General features: G+C 37.6%; 15 protein-coding genes and 2 riboswitches. All 15 genes read left to right on the top strand.

Features of this window, described 5'->3' with window-relative positions; translation table 11 throughout:
* The first annotated feature begins 18 nt into the window (after window positions 1-18).
* The 15 genes from HWV59_RS13955 (at window position 19) to HWV59_RS13885 (ending at window position 18,631) form a co-directional block, all read left to right on the top strand.
* Entirely contained in the window at window positions 19-1,266 is a 1,248-nt protein-coding gene (locus HWV59_RS13955) for a nickel pincer cofactor-dependent isomerase, group 22 (RefSeq protein ID WP_175639203.1), read from the top strand.
* Window positions 1,267-1,394: 128 nt separating this feature from the next.
* A complete protein-coding gene (garD, locus tag HWV59_RS13950; RefSeq protein WP_175639202.1) occupies window positions 1,395-2,927 on the top strand; it encodes a galactarate dehydratase in 1,533 nt (510 codons plus the stop codon).
* A gap of 112 nt (window positions 2,928-3,039) precedes the next feature.
* Complete coding sequence (locus tag HWV59_RS13945) at window positions 3,040-4,371, top strand: TRAP transporter large permease subunit (RefSeq protein ID WP_175639201.1); 1,332 nt, start codon at window positions 3,040-3,042, stop codon at window positions 4,369-4,371.
* Between the two features lie 143 nt (window positions 4,372-4,514).
* A riboswitch (cyclic di-GMP riboswitch) is annotated at window positions 4,515-4,610 on the top strand.
* A gap of 108 nt (window positions 4,611-4,718) precedes the next feature.
* Window positions 4,719-6,761 (top strand): methyl-accepting chemotaxis protein, encoded by a 2,043-nt coding sequence (locus tag HWV59_RS13940; protein ID WP_175639200.1) that lies wholly within the window; start codon window positions 4,719-4,721, stop codon window positions 6,759-6,761.
* 551 nt (window positions 6,762-7,312) lie between these two features.
* Complete coding sequence (locus HWV59_RS13935) at window positions 7,313-7,774, top strand: SRPBCC family protein (protein WP_175639199.1); 462 nt, start codon at window positions 7,313-7,315, stop codon at window positions 7,772-7,774.
* Window positions 7,775-7,892: 118 nt separating this feature from the next.
* A complete protein-coding gene (locus tag HWV59_RS13930) occupies window positions 7,893-8,288 on the top strand; it encodes a VOC family protein (protein WP_175639198.1) in 396 nt (131 codons plus the stop codon).
* A gap of 17 nt (window positions 8,289-8,305) precedes the next feature.
* Window positions 8,306-8,683 carry a VOC family protein gene (locus HWV59_RS13925; RefSeq protein WP_175639197.1) on the top strand — a complete coding sequence of 126 codons (378 nt, stop codon included), beginning with the start codon at window positions 8,306-8,308 and terminating at the stop codon, window positions 8,681-8,683.
* Window positions 8,684-8,833: 150 nt separating this feature from the next.
* Window positions 8,834-10,114 (top strand): MFS transporter, encoded by a 1,281-nt coding sequence (locus HWV59_RS13920; protein WP_175639196.1) that lies wholly within the window; start codon window positions 8,834-8,836, stop codon window positions 10,112-10,114.
* 110 nt (window positions 10,115-10,224) lie between these two features.
* A riboswitch (cobalamin riboswitch) is annotated at window positions 10,225-10,413 on the top strand.
* 189 nt (window positions 10,414-10,602) lie between these two features.
* Window positions 10,603-11,574 (top strand): ABC transporter substrate-binding protein, encoded by a 972-nt coding sequence (locus HWV59_RS13915; protein WP_175640065.1) that lies wholly within the window; start codon window positions 10,603-10,605, stop codon window positions 11,572-11,574.
* Window positions 11,537-12,604: a FecCD family ABC transporter permease gene (locus HWV59_RS13910; RefSeq protein WP_175639195.1), complete on the top strand. Its 1,068-nt coding sequence runs from the start codon at window positions 11,537-11,539 to the stop codon at window positions 12,602-12,604. The genes HWV59_RS13915 and HWV59_RS13910 overlap by 38 nt, the downstream gene beginning before the upstream one ends.
* Window positions 12,604-14,097 (top strand): adenosylcobinamide amidohydrolase, encoded by a 1,494-nt coding sequence (locus tag HWV59_RS13905; protein WP_175639194.1) that lies wholly within the window; start codon window positions 12,604-12,606, stop codon window positions 14,095-14,097. The genes HWV59_RS13910 and HWV59_RS13905 overlap by 1 nt, the downstream gene beginning before the upstream one ends.
* Before the next feature lie 3 nt (window positions 14,098-14,100).
* Window positions 14,101-15,486 carry a cobyrinate a,c-diamide synthase gene (locus tag HWV59_RS13900; RefSeq protein ID WP_175639193.1) on the top strand — a complete coding sequence of 462 codons (1,386 nt, stop codon included), beginning with the start codon at window positions 14,101-14,103 and terminating at the stop codon, window positions 15,484-15,486.
* A complete protein-coding gene (cobT, locus tag HWV59_RS13895) occupies window positions 15,483-16,526 on the top strand; it encodes a nicotinate-nucleotide--dimethylbenzimidazole phosphoribosyltransferase (protein WP_175639192.1) in 1,044 nt (347 codons plus the stop codon). Before HWV59_RS13900 ends, cobT begins: the two co-directional genes overlap by 4 nt.
* A gap of 14 nt (window positions 16,527-16,540) precedes the next feature.
* Window positions 16,541-17,077: a cob(I)yrinic acid a,c-diamide adenosyltransferase gene (locus HWV59_RS13890; protein WP_102231382.1), complete on the top strand. Its 537-nt coding sequence runs from the start codon at window positions 16,541-16,543 to the stop codon at window positions 17,075-17,077.
* 24 nt (window positions 17,078-17,101) lie between these two features.
* Window positions 17,102-18,631 (top strand): cobyric acid synthase, encoded by a 1,530-nt coding sequence (locus HWV59_RS13885; RefSeq protein WP_175639191.1) that lies wholly within the window; start codon window positions 17,102-17,104, stop codon window positions 18,629-18,631.
* Window positions 18,632-18,644 lie beyond the last annotated feature (13 nt).

Raw genomic sequence — 18,644 nt, 5'->3', positions numbered from 1 at the left:
AATTGGGTGGTGTCTGAAATGAATGTCATTGAGGAACTAGTTAAAGGCGTCCAGATCCCTAAAATGATAAAAGTTAGACAGAATTTCTATGCTCCAGAAGTTCCAAATGTAATTGAAGCAGTCCATCAAACAATAAATGAAGCAGGAGTATTATCTAGAATTACAAATGGTGATTCGGTTGCGATTGCAGTAGGTAGCCGTGGTATCGCAGATATTCCAATTTTAACGAGAGAAGTTGTAAAAGCAGTTAAATCTGCAGGTGGCAAGCCATTCATCGTACCAGCGATGGGTAGTCATGGTGGTTCAACAGCAGAGGGTCAGCGGGAGGTATTAGAGAAACTTGGTGTTACTGAGAATTTTATTGAGGCACCAATTAAATCTGGTATGGACGTCGTGGAATTAGGAAGATTGCCAAAAGGACTACCTGTCTATCTTGATAAGCATGCGTATGAAGCAGACAAAATTATCTTCATCGCTCGAATTAAGCCGCATACTGCTTTTCGGGGTCCGCATGAAAGTGGTCTTGCAAAAATGATTACAATTGGGCTTGGTAAACAAAAAGGGGCGGATGCCGCTCATTCATACAGCTTTAAATATATGGCTGAACATGTGCCGGCTATGGCAAAAGTTACATTAGCACATGCTCCTATTATATTCGGTCTAGGTACAATCGAAAATGCCTATGATCGGCCAGCAAAAATTGTCGCTGTTCCAGCTGAAAAAATCTTTGATGTGGAACCTGCCCTGCTGCTTGAAGCAAAATCACTTATGCCGCGTTTATTGTTTAATTCACTAGATGTTCTTGTTGTTGATGAACTTGGAAAAGATATTTCAGGGAGCGGTATGGACCCTCACATTACGGGGCGATATCCAACTCCTTATGCAACAGGTGATCAACAAACAAATAAGATCGTTGTATTGGATTTGACTGAACAAACTCATCATAATGCGAACGGAATTGGTTTAGCTGATATAACGACAAAAAAGGTTTTTGAAAAAACTGCTTTTCATAAAGGCTATGCAAATGCACTCACTAGTCTTGTCACAGATGTTGTAAAATTTCCAATGTTCTTTGAAACACCTGAATTGGCTGTAAAAGCAGCAATCAAAACAGCTGCAGTTGTCGATCAAAGCAAGGCAAGAATTGTAAGGATAAAAAATACCCTTCAAATAAAAGAACTCTATATCTCTGAGTGTTTACTTGAAGAGGCAATCCAAAATGAAAAAATTGAGATTCTTGGCATACCTGAGGTTATTACCTGGTAAAGGCATATATAAATATGATAACAAGCTTATGCGACATATACTTTTAGGTTACAAAACATTTAGGTAGGGCGATTATTTCGTCCTACCTAGAGTACTATCATCAATCAATGCAAAGGGGATGACTTAACATGACCTTGAAAGAAACGAAGGAAATTCCTCTCTATATTAAAGTAAACCCACAAGATAATGTTGCCATCATTGTGAATTCAAAAGGTTTACCAAAGGGAACTGTTTTTCCATGTGGTCTGACATTAGAGGAATATGTCCCACAAGGCCACAAAGTGACGTTAACAGATTTGGTAAAAAACCAAGCAATTATCCGATATGGTGAAGTAATTGGCTACGCACAAGACCAAATGAAAAAAGGAAGCTGGGTAAAAGAATCATTAGTCAAACTTCCAACACCACCTGAATTGGATGAACTTCCTTTAGCTACAAATGTTCCTGATTCACAGCCACCTTTGAAAGGGTATACTTTCTTAGGTTATCGAAACTCTGATGGCAGTGCCGGAATAAAAAATATCCTTGGTATTACAACAAGTGTTCAATGTGTTGCAGGTGTACTTGATTATGCTGTGAACAGAATAAAAAAGGAAATCCTTCCAAAGTACCCTAATGTACACGACGTCGTCGCCATTAATCATACATATGGATGTGGTGTTGCCATCAATGCTCCTGAAGCGGAAATTCCCATTCGAACGATTCAAAATATCGCGACACATCCAAATTTCGGCGGAGAGGTCATGGTAGTCGGCTTAGGATGTGAAAAGTTAGCACCAGGTCGATTGGTTCCGGATGGAGATGTAGAAAAAATTGTTTCTTTACAGGATCAACAAGGTTTTATGAATATGATCGAAACAATTACGAACATGGCAGAGGAACGATTACAAATATTAAATGAACGACAAAGAGTTGAGTGCCCAGTTTCTGACTTAGTTGTAGGATTGCAGTGTGGAGGCAGTGATGCGTTTTCAGGAGTCACGGCAAATCCTGCTGTTGGTTATACAGCTGATTTATTGGTCCGGGCCGGTGCAACCGTTTTATTTTCTGAAGTAACAGAAGTAAGAGATGCTGTACATTTATTAACTCCAAGGGCTATTAATGAAGAAGTTGGTCGAGCACTTATCCATGAAATGAAATGGTATGACGACTACTTAAAAAGGGGAGAGGCCGATAGGAGTGCTAACCCATCACCTGGCAACAAAAAGGGCGGATTATCCAATGTCGTTGAAAAATCACTAGGATCAATTGTCAAATCCGGTAGCACACCAATTACCGGAGTTGTACCACCGGGTGAAAAAGCCAAACAAAAAGGGTTATTGTTTGCAGCTACTCCAGCAAGTGATTTTGTATGCGGTACTTCGCAATTAGCAACTGGTATGCATCTCCAAGTATTCACAACAGGCAGAGGAACTCCGTATGGTTTGGCTATGGCTCCTGTTATTAAAGTATCCACGCGTAATACACTAAAGGAACAATGGCAGGATTTAATTGATGTAAACGCCGGTCAAATTGCAACTGGTGAGGCAACGATCGAGGATGTTGGTTGGGAACTCTTCCATTTCATCTTGGATGTTGCAAGCGGGCGCAAGCAAACCTGGGCTGAACATTGGGGATTGCAGAACGATTTAGCTTTATTCAATCCTGCTCCTGTAACATGAATAAGACTAGTAAGGCATCCCTGTGTTGAGGGTTGCCTTACTCTTTTTATAGAGTAAAACTAGCTATAGGAAACATTTAAAGGATCCAGAAATTGATAGGAGATGAGACAACTTGCGAAGCTATCTCATATTGTTAATGTGTTTATTGTTCCTTGTTCAATACTTCCTACAACATGCATGGTTGGGGTATGTTGTTGTCGTTTTCGTGATCGCTGCTTTTATTGCCAGCGTTATGAAAGCAAAGGGATTTCCACGCATTATCGGGTCTATAATGATGGGAACAGGTATTGTGCTGGAACTATATAAAGGTGCCGGAATTGACGGAATAAGTAATGGAATTCTATTAATCTTACCTCTTTTATGTTTAGTAACACTTGCACCACTTCTTTCGATTCCACTTAAACTAGGAGGTTATTTCGAAGCAATTGATTCGCTATTACGGAATTTGTTACACCATCCGAAAAGGCTTTTTGCCGGGATTACGACTTCCTTATTTCTCTTGAGTCCGATCTTAAGCCTTGGTTCAGTCCGTTTGATCAGTGAATTCCTATCAGAATTAAAACTACCTTCTGCAATGTCTGCTAAAAGCTATCTTATCGGTTTTTCAACGGCCATTTTATGGTCACCGTATTTCGCTTCTGTCTCATTGGTTCTCTATTATTTAGATATGTCTGTAGGAAAATATATTTTATATGGAATTGGTTTATCTGTTCTATCTTTAATTGTAGGGAATATTTTGTTTGCCATTTGGGCGAAAAAACATCCATTTGAAGATCAAACTGGACCTAAGAAACCATTGGCCAAAAAAACGAGAAAACAGCTTATTCAATTAGCCTTATTTGTGACATTTCTTATGTTAACTTCCTTAACAATTGAGTATTTGACCAAATGGTCGATGATTGTGATTGTATGTTTAATATCCATTATCATGCCACTTATATGGGGAATTGTAACAAATGGCTGGGCAAAACTCATGCCTTTATTGAAGGATTACCGAGACCTATCAGTACCAATGATGAATAATGAAATCATGTTGTTCAGCAGTGCAGGATTGCTGGCACATGCCTTACAAGGAACAAATGTAGCAAATGAAATTAGCGCTGTGTTAACAATTGTTGCGAATCAATCGTTTTTGTTATTTGCCTTATTTGTAATTGTACTTGTTGTTGTTACCACTTATATAGGTATCCATCAAATAGCAATTATTGCTGCCTTAGCCATGCAATTGAATGCAGAACAACTGGGAATAAGTAATTTGTCATTAGCTATGCTTCTCTTACTTTGCTGGTCGATTTCAACTGCATTAAGCCCATTTTCCGGACTAAACTTGATGGTTAGCAGAATTGTAGGAATTTCCGGCTTTGAAGCAGGTGTTCGAGCAAATGGCCTTCATCTAGTAGTCATGGCCATCATTGGTATAGGAATCATTATGTTTATTAATTAACCCAGTGAACATCTTGACCTTGACGTATAGTAAAAAGGTCTCATTACTATATTAGCTTTAAACTAGAAACTATTCCCATGCAAAAATCATATTGAAAGAGTTATCATGTTCATGTAATATTACTCTATTAACATATATATTAAAAAGATAAAAGGCACACTATTCGAAAGGATAGGTCGCAAAGCTTAGGGTCTAAAGTACCAGTAATTGCTTGATGCTATGATCGCCTGGCTACCAAACTTTTGATCAAGATGATCTGGGAAAATTGGCTGCTCTTGTTAATAGGGTAGTCTTTTTATATAGTGTAAAAAATTATTCACATTACAACAAAGGAGAAATAAGACAGCATGAGAAAGCAGAATCTAAAATATCGATTTTTCAAAATGAACTCAATTCGAACAAAATTTACAGGTTGGTTTCTTTTATTAGCACTAGCCCCATTAATTATTGTTTCTATTTTGCTTTACCAAATAAGCAGCGGTGTTATCCTTGAAAAAGAAAAAGCCAGTATGCAAAGCTTAGTACAAAGTAAAGCAGAAACGATGAGTGAATGGTATTATTCACAAAGAAATCAGCTTGAAGTAGCAGCTGAGAGTGATACGATCAAATCCCTTAATAAAGATCGTATTACACCATTCATTTCGTCCTTAAATGATCGATCTGATGTATTTGAAACTGTGTTTTTAGCTGATCCTAAGGGAAAAGTAATCGCACATACAAACCCGGATAAAATAGGTAATGATTATAGTGATCGTGACTATATCAAAACAGCCGCAGGAGGAAAATCAACCTTCTCTGACATGCTAGAATCCAGAGCTACAGGTAATCGTGTTATTAATATTGCTACTCCTGTTAAAGATGAAAATGGCGATGTGATTGGTGTTTTGGCAGGTTCAACCAACTTTGAAATCCTTGTTGATCAGTTTTTAAACAACACTGAGTTTGCAGCCAGTGATGATGTTGAGGAAATCTCTACACTTATCACCTTAGTAGATAATTCAACTCGTCTTCAGGTTTCGCCACAGCAGGAACTATTGGGGCTCACTATTGATGAAATAGAGAAAGATCTAGGAGATGTATTAAGTACTTCGTTAAAGAATAGCATTTCTCAAACAGGTGTAGCTTCTTTTGATCGTTTTGATCAATCGTTTTTAATTGCTTATGCACCAATTGAAGCTGTTGGTTTTGGTCTCAGCTTGAACTTGCCTGAATCACAAGCACTTGCAGATGCCGAATTCATAAAGCTATTATCAATGATCATTATTGGTATTACAGGAATCGTTGTAATAGCACTGGCAATATTCATTGTTTCGAGAATAACAAAGCCAATGCTGACGGTTACAAAAGGTATGAATCACATAGCAGGTGGTGATCTTACTCTAGAACCTCTACCAATTACTTCAAATGATGAAATTGGTGAATTATCTCATAACTTTAACAAAATGGTTCATAATATTAAACAATTAGTCTCGCAAATCGCCAGTACTTCTGAAAATGTAGCTGCTGCCTCAGAGCAATTAACCGCCAGTGCGGAAGAAACTAGTAAAGCAACAAATGAAATTGCTAGTTCTATTCAATCTGTAGCAACAGGCGCAGAAAATCAAGTAGAAAGTGTTTCAAGTGCAAAAACAACTTCACTTGAAATATCAAATGGAATTGATCAAATGGCCAGTAATGTGAATGCTGCGAGTAACGTTTCTGCAGTAACTAAGCAAAAAGCTGAAGATGGTCAAGAGGTTATTCGACATACTGTTCAGCAAATGGAAGTGATCAATACGAAAACAATCGAGATTTCCCAGGTTGTTAATCAATTAGGGGGAAAATCTAAAGAAATTGGTACGATTGTTTCGTTAATCACTTCGATTTCTGATCAAACGAATTTATTAGCTTTAAATGCCGCAATTGAAGCTGCAAGAGCGGGTGAACATGGGAAAGGGTTTGCTGTTGTTGCTGACGAGGTACGTAAATTAGCTGAACAATCTAATCAATCTGCTAAACAAATTCATTTATTGGTACAAGATATTCAGCAAGATATTCAGCAATCGATTCAGGCGATGGAAGAAGGGAAACATTCTGTTGCAGAAGGTAAGACACTTGTCGAACGTGCCGGAAGCGAGTTTGAAGAGATATCCGTTTCTGTCTTAGAGGTAACTTCGCAAATTCAAGAAGTTTTCACTACAGTACAAAAAATAAAAACAAACGCTCATTCAATGCTTTCAGCAATGGAAAACGCATCTTCAATTGCAGTAAAATCAGCTGAGTATTCCGAAAATGTCGCTTCTTCTGCAGAAGAACAAAATGCCACGATACATGAAGTAAGTTCAGCAGCCAGTACTCTTTCCGCAATGGCGGAAGAACTTCAAAAAGCAGTTAATAGTTTTAAACTTTAAGTTTATTAAACCTTGCTTCTCTTTCTTTTAATAGAATGTCTTATCCTGAAAACGAGTAACCAGCAAAAGGAAAATAAGCGGAGATTTTTCGGTTAGATGAAGAATGGAGCTCGTTTCGGGATGAATAAGGGGAGATATTCCGATTATGCCTAGCAAACTCTCCCTTTTTTGCAATAAACTAGTCCATAGACAGAATCTCTCCGTCTATTTGTACTATTTTGAATATTAATTACTGAATAAGCGAAATTTTTCCTTCTATAGTAAAAATGCGCCCAAAAATGGAACCCCTTTATACTTTGAAGGCTAGTTTTTTTTCTACAACCATAAATTTATTAAGGAAGATCATTTAGGAAAAACGTATTCAATTACCATTAGTACTAGGCCATAATCCAGCTTTTCTAAAATAAAATAACGGAATTACGACAGTTCAAGCGTTTTGGTGAAATAAACTATTATTATAACTTTTTTAGTACTTATACATAGTGCATAATTATAGTAAGTTAATGTTTATATCATAATATGTATTCTAAGAGTTTTTAGGAGGAAGTTATATGAGCATTCGTTTTGAAGTGGTAAGATCTGTCCAGGTAACAAAACAAAAAGCATATTCAGCTTTGTTAGACCTTGACACTGCAAAGGACTGGATGCAAGGTCTAGTCAAAATCGAGAAGTTGGATGAGGGACCATTAAAAGTAGGAAGTGAATGGAAGGAAACAAGAAAAATGTTTGGAAAGGAAGCTGCTGAACTGTTTGAAGTGGTTGAATTGAAGGAACCTGATAAAATCGTGCTGCGCTGTGATGGAACAAAAGGAACAACAGGAAAAGGTGAATTTGTGTTTACATACATACTTACCTCAAAAAACAATCATACAGAGATTAAGTTAGATGGGGAAATAAATGAACTTACAGGAATAGCAAAATTTTTCGGGAAACTGATGGCTGGTACCTTTAAAAAAGCTTGTGCGAAAGATTTAGATTCTTTGATAAGCTATTTGGAGAAAGATCGACTTTAAGGAAAACATTGTATAAATATTGTTCGTTATACCATAATGAAGTAGGAGTACGAAATCCTATGTAGAATATATATACTTGAAAATTCAAATTTCGATGGGTAAACAAGGAGGCAAAAAAATGGGTAGAATGGTACATTTCGAAATTCATGTTAGTGACATGGATCGAGCTAAAAAGTTTTACGGTGAGGTATTTGGCTGGAAGTTTGAAGATTGGAGTGAATATGCCGGAATGCCTTATTTCGGAGCTGTAACCGGTGATGCTAATGAGCCGGGAATTAACGGAGCTTTAATGCAACGTCAAAGTGCTCCGCCAGAAACTGGCCAAGCTTTGAATGGCTATGCGTGTACAATGGGAGTGGAAGATTATGATTCAACAGAAGCTAAAATTATTGAACTAGGCGGTAGGGTCGCTCTTCCAAAATATGTTCTTCCAGGTATGGCGTGGCAAGGATACTATATAGACCCTGAAGGAAATACCTTTGGCATTCATCAACCGGATGAAAACGCAAAATAAATGAAGGCGGAAAACTGATGATCAATAAAATTGCGAAAATTACTGTATATGTACAGGATCAAGAACAGGCAAAGGAATTTTGGCTGGAAAAGCTGGGATTTGTTTTAAAGTTGGAACAACCGATGGGACCGAATGCTAAATGGATTGAGGTCGGACCAAGTGATGATGAGTTTACTACCCTTGTTTTATATTCCAAGTCAGCAATGGAACAACAACAACCTTCAAAGGTTGCACATCCATCAGTCCTTTTCAGCACAACTGATATTGAATCAGCTTACGAAAAAATGGTGCAAAAAGAAGTAAAAGTCGGTGAAATGTTGAGAATGCCGTTTGGAACGATGTTCACTTTTTATGACCAGGATGGTAATGAATATTTACTAAGGGAAGATAAATAAGAAACTTTTTAAAGATACATATACTCCGTAAAATTAAACCCTATTTCAATTATTGTTGAAATGGGGTTTTGTTTTGATCATTTTTACCCGTCAATAAAAAATTTGGTTTATAATGAACAAAGTAATCTATAAAAACAGGAGCATAAACAAATGAACAAACAAAACAGTAAGTACAGATGGGTCGTTTTTGCTTCAGTACTGTTCACGTATTTTCTAATTGTTAGTCAACGAACAGCACCTGGTTTAATTACTGACAAATTAATGAGTGAATTTAACGTTACAGCAGCAACCATTGGATTTATTGCAAGCATTCAATTTTTTGCATATGCAGGTTTGCAAGTGCCGATTGGTATTTTGTCTGATCGCTTCGGCCCTAATTTCTTTCTTATCATTGGGACATTCTTAACCGGAACTGGGACATTAATGTATAGTCTTGCACAAAATGAAACCTTACTTCTTATAGCAAGGTTAATCGTTGGTACGGGTGATTCTGCGATATGGGTAAATTTAGTGTTGATTTTGAGTCAGTGGTTTAAAGGAAATGAATTTGTTAAGTTGCTGGGAATGGCAGGTGTTTGCGGAAGTCTCGGGTTCTTACTGGCAACAGTACCATTTTCACTTTGGATCAGCTTAATTGGCTGGAGATCATCCTTTTTATCAATGGGAATTCTATTATTTCTATGTGGAATCCTTCTTTACATTGTACTCATTCATCTTCCAAAACAAATGGCCAAAAACAATCGATTACCAGTTTCATCACTAAAAAAAATAAAGGCTGAGCCTGAGAAAACGATGGTGATTTTAAAACGGATTTTTACGAATCGACAAGCTTGGGCAGCTTTTTTCTGTCATTTTGGAGCTGTAGGTACGTACGTAGGCTTCATCGGTTCATGGGCCGTTCCATATGGGACTTCTGTATTTGATATGTCATTGTCAGCAGCAAGTCAATTTATTATGATCGGTCTTTTTGGAGCTATTATTGGTGCTCCAGTCGTAACCATGGTTTCAAGCCGTATACATTCTATTAAAAAGCCATATTTGATTATCCATTGTATGATTTTTCTCAGTTGGGCTACATTTCTAATTTTCAATGGAAAACCACCACTTTTTATGCTAATTGTGCTTTTCTTCATTATCGGCTTTGGAAATGGTGCAAGTGCTTTAACCTTCGCAGTTGTTCGCCAGTCATTTGATTCAAAAGAAGTCGGTGTTGCTACGGGTTTTGCTAATATGGGCGGTTTTTTGAGTGCTGTATTGTTACCAAGTATTTTTGGAACAGTATTGGACACAATTCAAACAGCTGATCAAAGTATAGGTTATTTTTACGGATTTATCATTCCAGTGACTTTTTCCCTTTTAGGTTTGTTTGGTGGGTTGTTGATTAAAGAAAAACAACAGGAAGTAACACAATCGAAGGAACTCACTTATTAGTTGTCATTTAAATTAACTATAAAAATATGAATAGAAGGTGAACTTATATTCGCTAATCTATTTTACAAACCAAACAGTCTATACTATACTCACTAATAGAAAACAAAAAAATGAATACAAAGCAAATAGGTTTCTTATAAAATGTAAGACTAAGAGGGAAGTTTGGTGTAAATCCAACACGGTCCCGCCACTGTAAGCGATAAGGAAGGTTATGCAAATCCACTGTGTGTTATCATGGGAAGGAGTAACCGACTGCCATATTCGTAAGTCAGGAGACCTGCCTATTTGTTTTTAAGCTTCCTCGAGGAAAGGAATGTTTAAAGTGCCAGTCATCTCTTATTGCCTTTTTGCTATTATTTATATAGTAAACTGTTTTTATACATATACAAGAGAGTGAGATCTTTTACGCCTTTATTCAACGCTTTCCCAATAGGAGTAGCGTTTTTTTGTGTTCAAAAAAGAAAGGGAGAATTTGTATGAAAGCATTTATGAATAAGTGGGGTCTATTAAGTGTTGTTCTTCTGTTAAGCATGTTTATGATTGTAGGCTGCGGATCACAGGAGGATCAATTACAAAGCGAAGAAACGACACAAGAAGAGTCAAATACCGAAAATTCCAAAAGCTTTCCAGTCACGATAACCGATGATGCAGGACAGGAAGTAACCATTGAATCTGAGCCTGAATCTATCGTCTCTATTCAAGCAAGTAATACGGAAATTGCCTTCGCTCTTGGATTAGGTGATAAAGTGAAAGGTGTATCTGATTACGATAACTATCCTCCGGAAGCATTAGAAATAGAAAAAGTTGGAGGACAGGATATCAAGGTTGAAAAAGTACTTTCGCTTCAACCGGACATTGCGCTGGTTACTGATTATCATTACGAAACACATCCTGATATTTTAAAGCAGTTTGAACAAGCTGGAACGAAAGTTATTGTTGTCGGTGAAACATCTTCATTTGAAGAAGTGTATAAAAATATCGAAATGATTGGACAAGCAACAGGAACAGAAGAAAAAGCAAATGAAATTGTAACAGACATGAAGAATCGTTTAGCTGTGATTAAAGAAAAAGCAGCAGAAATTAAAGAGAAAAAGAAAGTATGGGTTGAAGTTTCCCCATCACCGGATATCTTTACAACAGGTAAAAACACATTTATGCATGAGATGTTAGAATCAATTCAAGCAGTTAATGCTGCTGAAGATCAAGAAGGTTGGGTTAAATTAACGGAGGAAGAAATTGTTACATTAAACCCTGACGTAATTATTACAACATATGGATATTATGTAGATAATCCAAGTGAGCAGGTTTTAGCACGTAAAGGCTGGGCTGACGTACCAGCGATAAAAAATAAACAGGTGTTTGATGTTGATAACGACACTGTCACAAGACCAGGTCCACGTTTAATTGAAGGAGTCGAGACACTTGCGAAGCTTATTTATCCTGAAGTGTTTGAAAAGTAAAATTACGTGGCTGTATATTCTAAGCGGAGGGTTTGTACTTAGTACAGCCCTCCTTGGCTTATTTATTAGCAGTGTCCAGGTACCCATTTCAACTATTTTACACATTATATTTGAAAATGCACTCGGTTTTGGCTGGCTTGAACAAATACCAACAAATGAAGAAATGATCATATGGAATATACGTTTGCCAAGGGTGCTGCTTGGATTTTGTGTTGGCGCATCTTTATCATTAGCAGGAGCAGCCTTTCAAGGTCTTTTACGAAATCCATTGGCTGATCCTTATACGATTGGGGTATCGTCAGGGGCATCATTAGGTGCAGTGTTCGTGATCTTTTTTCAATTTTCTATCATTGGTTTAGGAAGCTTTACTCTTCCAGTCGTTGCCATAGTAAGTGGTTTTCTCACGTTATTTCTCGTTTTTGGACTTGTGAAATTAAGCAGTCGAAACATGGCAATTGAAACGATAATTTTAGCTGGAATCATAGTAAGTGCTTTTATAGGTGCAATAGTTTCGCTCATTATTTCATTAAGTGACCGTGATGCAATGACACAAATTATATATTGGCTTTATGGCAGTGTTGGAATGAGGAGTTGGGAACATGTTCAACTTATCGTTCCGTTCCTGCTGCTTGGTTCTTGTATTTTATTTTTTAATCACCGAGAGTTAAACGCGTTAGCCCTTGGTGAAGATGCCGCAGACCATATAGGTGTTGATGTGAGAAGAAGAAAAATTTATATCTTAATTGGAGCTTCTTTATTAACGGGGGCAGCTGTGGCGGTTTCCGGTTCGATCGGTTTTGTTGGACTTGTTATTCCACATCTTATTCGTCTTATTACCGGACCGAATCATCGCCATGTTCTTCCATTGTCAATGCTAGTTGGCGGTGCTTTTCTTATATTGGCTGATTTAATATGCCGTACCATCATTGCTCCAAAGGAAATGCCGATTGGAGTCATCACTGCTTTAATAGGTGCACCTGTTTTTGCACTTATATTAATTCGAGAACGTATTGGGCGGAGGGGATCATAATGTTAAAAATTCAAAACTTAGTTGGTGGCTATTCACATCCGCCCATCATTAATGGGATTGATGCAGAAATCAAAAAAGGAGAATTTTTCACCCTCCTTGGTCCGAATGGCAGTGGAAAAACCACAATTTTCAAGCTCATAACTGGTCAACTACCGATAATGAGTGGAGAGGTTTTGTTAGATGGTCAACCCATTCCGCGTTTTTCCAAGCTGGATAAGGCTAAAAAAATGGCTGTACTTACCCAGGAAGCAAATGTTTCATTTGATTATACAGTTGAAGAAATTATTGCTCTTGGTCGTTATCCACATCAAAAGGGATTTCTTAAACAGCTGACAAAACATGATATAACCTTGATGAATCACGTCATGGACATGGCAAATATTGCACATCTAAAAAACACCCCATTTCGGATGATAAGTGGCGGGGAAAAACAAAGAGTCTTGTTAGCTAAGGCTTTAGCGCAAGAGCCGGAAATTTTATTGTTAGATGAACCTACAAACCATCTGGATATTAAGCACACGTTTCAAACGCTTGATTTACTAAAAAAACGACAGCAAACAATGGGATTAACGATTTTTGCGATTTTACATGATCTGAATGTAGCATCACTTTATTCCGACCGCATTGCTCTGCTTCAACAAGGTGAATTTATGGAAGTGGGAGATGTGGAAACGTTAAGAAAAGTGGATCAGTTAAAAAAAGTGTACGAAGTGGACATACTTCCGCAATCACATCCAACTATTCCTAAGCCACAACTATTAATGACACCAAACCACATAAAATTAGAACCTAATCTGAATTTTAAGAAGTCATATGAAATTAAACAAACAAAAGACTACATACATGTTCAATTCAATCATCCATTAAAATCAATATCAAATGGTGTCATTGGAGATGGAATTCAGTGGCTTACACACTTTTGTAATTTTCATGTAAAGAAAAATTATCACTGTGATGAACCTGCAAAAGATGTGCAAACATGGATGACACAATTCAACATTCCTTATGAGCAGGCACTCGGGATGATGACAGCTGTTATATTAGAGGATGCAGTGATCATAGAGGAAAAAATAGGTGGTATTCCAATCCTGGCAATTGTCACAGCAGGTGTTGGAAATGCTGTTGACATTACAAAGCAATTGAACTCTGAAGCAACCCAAACGATTGGGACAATTAATACTATGCTCTTTATCGATGCTCATTTCACTGATGGAGCACTTGTCAATGGGTTACTTTCAGCAACAGAAGCAAAAGTCAAAGCAATAGCAGATTTAAACATAAAAGATCCTCAAACAAAGTCAATGGCAACTGGAACATCCACTGATGCACTTGTTTTGGGATTAACGCAAAAGGGAGAAAAAACAGCTTATGCCGGCTCTGGAACAGTTGTTGGACGGGCAATAGGCCAGGTCATTTATCGTGCAACACATGAAGCAATCAAGAAATATGTACAGCGTGTTCATGAGGGGCGTTATGATCATAGGGGGGAATAAATGATGACACAGAGAAGATTCGTAATCGCAGGAACAGGAAGTGGTGTTGGAAAAACAACACTGACAATTGGGCTAATGTCTGCATTCATTAAACGTGGACTCACAGTCCAAGGATTTAAATGCGGCCCTGATTATATTGATCCTACTTATCACACAGCAGTAACAAAAAGAGCTTCCCGTAACTTGGATAGTTGGATGCTAACACATGATAAAGTCATTGATATTTTAAATAATGGAAGCATAGGAGCTGACATTTCAATTATCGAAGGTGTTATGGGCTTTTACGATGGTAAAAATCCAGAAACGAATGAAGGAAGTACGGCAGAAATCAGTATGATCACGAAAAGCCCTGTTATATTAGTTGTTAATTGTGAAAGCATGGCTCGTAGTGCAGCTGCTATTGTGAAAGGCTTTCAACTTCTTACTGAAGAACCAAATATAGTTGGTGTCATTGCGAATAAAGTCGGAAGTGAAGGTCATTATCAGCTCGTAAAAAAAGCGATTGAGAAAGAATGCCATGTTCCTGTTATCGGGTATTTAAAAAGAGAGCTGGACATTGAGATTCCTGAACGCCATCTCGGTCTAATCCCTTCAATTGAACGAGGAGAACTTGATACATTTTTTCAGACATTGGGAGACTTAGTCAGCGAGACAATTGATATGGAAAAACTACTGGATTTATCAATAGCTGATCCAGTACCTTCGAGCAAAGATTCTTCATTATTTAACAAGAAAAAAGAACAAATTGTAAAAATAGCTGTAGCAAAGGATGCTGCGTTTAACTTCTATTATCCTGAGAATCTTGAAATTTTAGAAGCTAAAGGAGCAGAACTTGTTTATTTTTCACCACTTGATGAGGTGTTACCGGAAAATATCGATGGACTTTATTTGGGAGGAGGTTTTCCTGAGGAGTTTGCGCAACAACTAGAGAAGAATGAACAAGCAAAGAGCACCATCAAAACAGCTATCAATCATGGGCTACCAACCCTTGCAGAATGTGGTGGATTCATGTATTTAACAGAATCGATTCAAACAACAGATAAGAAAACCTATCAAATGGCAGGAGTTATTCCAGGTAAGGTAAAAATGCAGCAAACATTAGCAGCTTTAGGTTACAGAGAAATAAGCGGACAAAATGACAACTATCTATTGAACAAATTAGTTGCAAGAGGACATGAATTTCATTACTCCACCTATGAATCTACGGAAGGAAGCATTCCTTATGCTTATGAAACGAAAGGTCTAAGAGGGATAAAAAAAGAAGGCTATTTACTTAAAAATGTTGTCGCCGGCTACACACATTTCCACTTTGGCTCTTGCCCTGACATGGTCGACAATTTGATTGCAAAATGTCTTGAATACAAACAGAATGAGAGGACTCAACAATGACAGAACACACATTTACCATTCCACAAAAATCTATGGACATGGGGAAAAAAGTATCTGATTATATTAATACATTAACAAAGCCGCTTGGAAGTTTAGGGAGATTAGAAGAACTAGCTATTTCATTGGCTGAAATGAAAAATGATCCGTTTCCATCAGTGAGCCCTGCAGGTATTCTTGTATTTGCTGCAGATCATGGAATAACAGATGAAGGGGTATCCGCCTATCCTAAAGCTGTCACAGAGCAAATGGTACTCAATTTTTTAAATGGTGGAGCAGCTATTAATGTGTTCAGCCGACAAATTGGAGCCCTTCTAAACATCATCGATATTGGTGTTGCAAATGATATCAATCACCCTCAATTACTTAACAAAAAAGTTCGATATGGCACAGGAAACTTTTTACATGAAGATGCAATGTCTCTTAAAGAGGTTGAGAAAGCAATTGAAATTGGCTTTGAACAAAGCATGGAAATCATCAACAAAGGGGCACAATGTCTTATTCTTGGTGAAATGGGAATTGGGAATACAACAGCAAGCAGTGCGCTTTTGGCTTTATTGAGTGGGAAAGAGGTAGAAGCAGTTGTAGGAACGGGAACGGGGATTACAGAAGAGGGGTTACAGCATAAAGTAAATGTCATACAACAATCTCTTCAAAATAGAAAACCTGATCCGGCTAATCCGATTGATCTCCTAACGAAGATTGGAGGACTTGAAATTGCCGGGATGACTGGAGCCATGCTTGGAGCGGCAAGCAAACGAGTCCCGATACTTGTTGATGGATTTATTTGTACAATTGCTGCATTACTTGCAAAACAGCTTTCACCAAATGTTGCTGATTATATGATCGTAACACATCAATCTGTTGAACAAGGGCATGGAATCGCTCTTTCATTATTAGGGAAAAAACCAATCTTAGACTTAGGTCTCAGATTAGGAGAAGGTACAGGAGCAGCTATTACATATCCGATCATCCAATCAGCTGCATTGATGGTTAAGGAAATGGCAACATTTGATTCAGCTGGAATTTCTCAAAAACACTAGGAGGTCAGGTTCAGATGGAGAAAAAAGGGTTAACACTCGTGTACACAGGTGATGGCAAAGGAAAAACAACATCCGCTCTCGGTTTAACATTAAGAGCAGTTGGCAGAGGCTTCAATGTGAAAATTTTTCAATTTATTAAATCTCCACAACGTTCATATGGAGAACAAATTGCCTTAAATAAACTGGGAGTTGAGATGGTACAACTAGGAATTGGGTTTACATGGACGAAAACACCTGAGGAGCATCGGGAAGCATTGAAAATTGGCTGGCCGAAAGCGAAGGAAGCCGTCCTAAGTGGAGAATATGATGTCGTAATTTTAGATGAGCTAAATAACGCACTTGCTATTGATTCCTTCCCAATTGATGATGTTTTACCATTACAAGAAGTGTTAGATGTCATCAAAAATCGTCCGTCACATGTTCATCTTGTTATAACTGGTAGAAATGCGAAACAAGAAATAAAGGACATCTCAGATCTAGTTTCTATCATTCATCCAGAAAAACATTACTATAATGAAGGAATTCCTGCAGTAAAGGGAATTGAATTTTAGCATATCGTAAAGGAGTCTGTACATATGAAAAAGGCTGTACCATTAATGATTCAAGGCACTCATTCTGACGCAGGAAAAAGTGCAATCGTCACAGCTTTATGCCGAATATTTATGCAGGATGGTTTTAGGACTGCTCCTTTTAAATCGCAAAACATGGCGCTCAATTCCTATATAACTGTTGATGGAAAGGAAATTGGCAGAGCACAGGGTGTACAAGCAGAGGCAGCTAGAATAAGCGCAACAACTGATATGAATCCGATATTGATCAAACCCACTGGTGCCTATCAATCTCAAATTGTTGTTCATGGAAAGCCATATAAAAACATGAAAGCCGGCGAATACCGCCAAGACTTTTTTCAACAAGGGTTAACCTTAATTCAAGATGCGTATGAACGTTTGTCGTCAAGCTATGACCGAATTGTGATTGAAGGAGCCGGTAGTCCAGCGGAAATAAATTTATATGACCGCGAGCTTGTGAATATGCGTGTTGCCCGTATAGCCAATGCACCCGTTATATTAGTCGGGGATATTGAAAAGGGTGGAGTTTTTGCAAGCTTAGTAGGAACACTTCAGCTGTTAGATCCGGTAGATCGAAATAGAGTAATAGGAGTGATCATTAATAAGTTTCGAGGAGATGTTTCTTTATTAGAGCCTGGTCTTAAATGGTTTGAAGAGTACACAGGTGTTCCGGTATTAGGGGTTGTACCATTTATTGATCATTTAATAATTGAAGCTGAAGATTCTGTTGTTTTAACGAATTATTCTTCAAAACCGGATGATTCAATAGATATCGACATTGCGGTCATACGACATCCATTTATTTCAAACTTTACGGATATCGATCCATTTTTCGAAGAACATGATTGTCATGTGCGCTTTGTAAACCATGCAGCTGAACTAGGAAATCCGGATTTACTCATTTTACCTGGTAGTAAAAATACAATAGAAGACATGCTGTATCTACATAGCAGTGGTCTGGCTAATATAATATTAGACCTGGCTCAACGAGAAACAATGATTATTGGGATATGTGGTGGTTATCAAATGCTTGGTAACACAATAGAGGATGAACACAAAATAGAATCACCTCACGTAAAAACGAATGGTTTAGGCGTGGTTCCAATGAAAACCATTATTACAGAGGAGAAAAAAACGGTCCAATCAGAAGGAATTGCGAGATTCGGAGAGAACGAACTACCAGTAAAAGGATATGAAATTCATATGGGAGAATCATATTTTGATAAAACTTGCGAGCCATTTATACATATGGCAAATAGTCAAGATGGGATCATTACAGAAAACAAGAAATTAATTGGAACTTATTTTCATGGTATCTTCCATAATGATGCATTAAGGGAAGTTGTTTTAAATGAAATTCGAATCAAAAAAGGGTTAGAACCGATCCTAAATCGAGCTTCTTTTGCACAAATAAAAGAAGAGGGCTTTGATTTACTGGCTAGTGAAGTTCGAAAGCATGTTAAGCTTGATCAAATATATCAATTATGCGAGGATTTCAGAGAAAAACTAGTACCCAATAATGAAGTAAAGGACTAAACAGTTATGTTAT

Origin of the sequence: Metabacillus schmidteae (assembly GCF_903166545.1) — a bacterium.
GTDB classification, from domain to species: domain Bacteria; phylum Bacillota; class Bacilli; order Bacillales; family Bacillaceae; genus Metabacillus; species Metabacillus schmidteae.
This window is presented reverse-complemented; position numbering and strand designations above follow the sequence as displayed.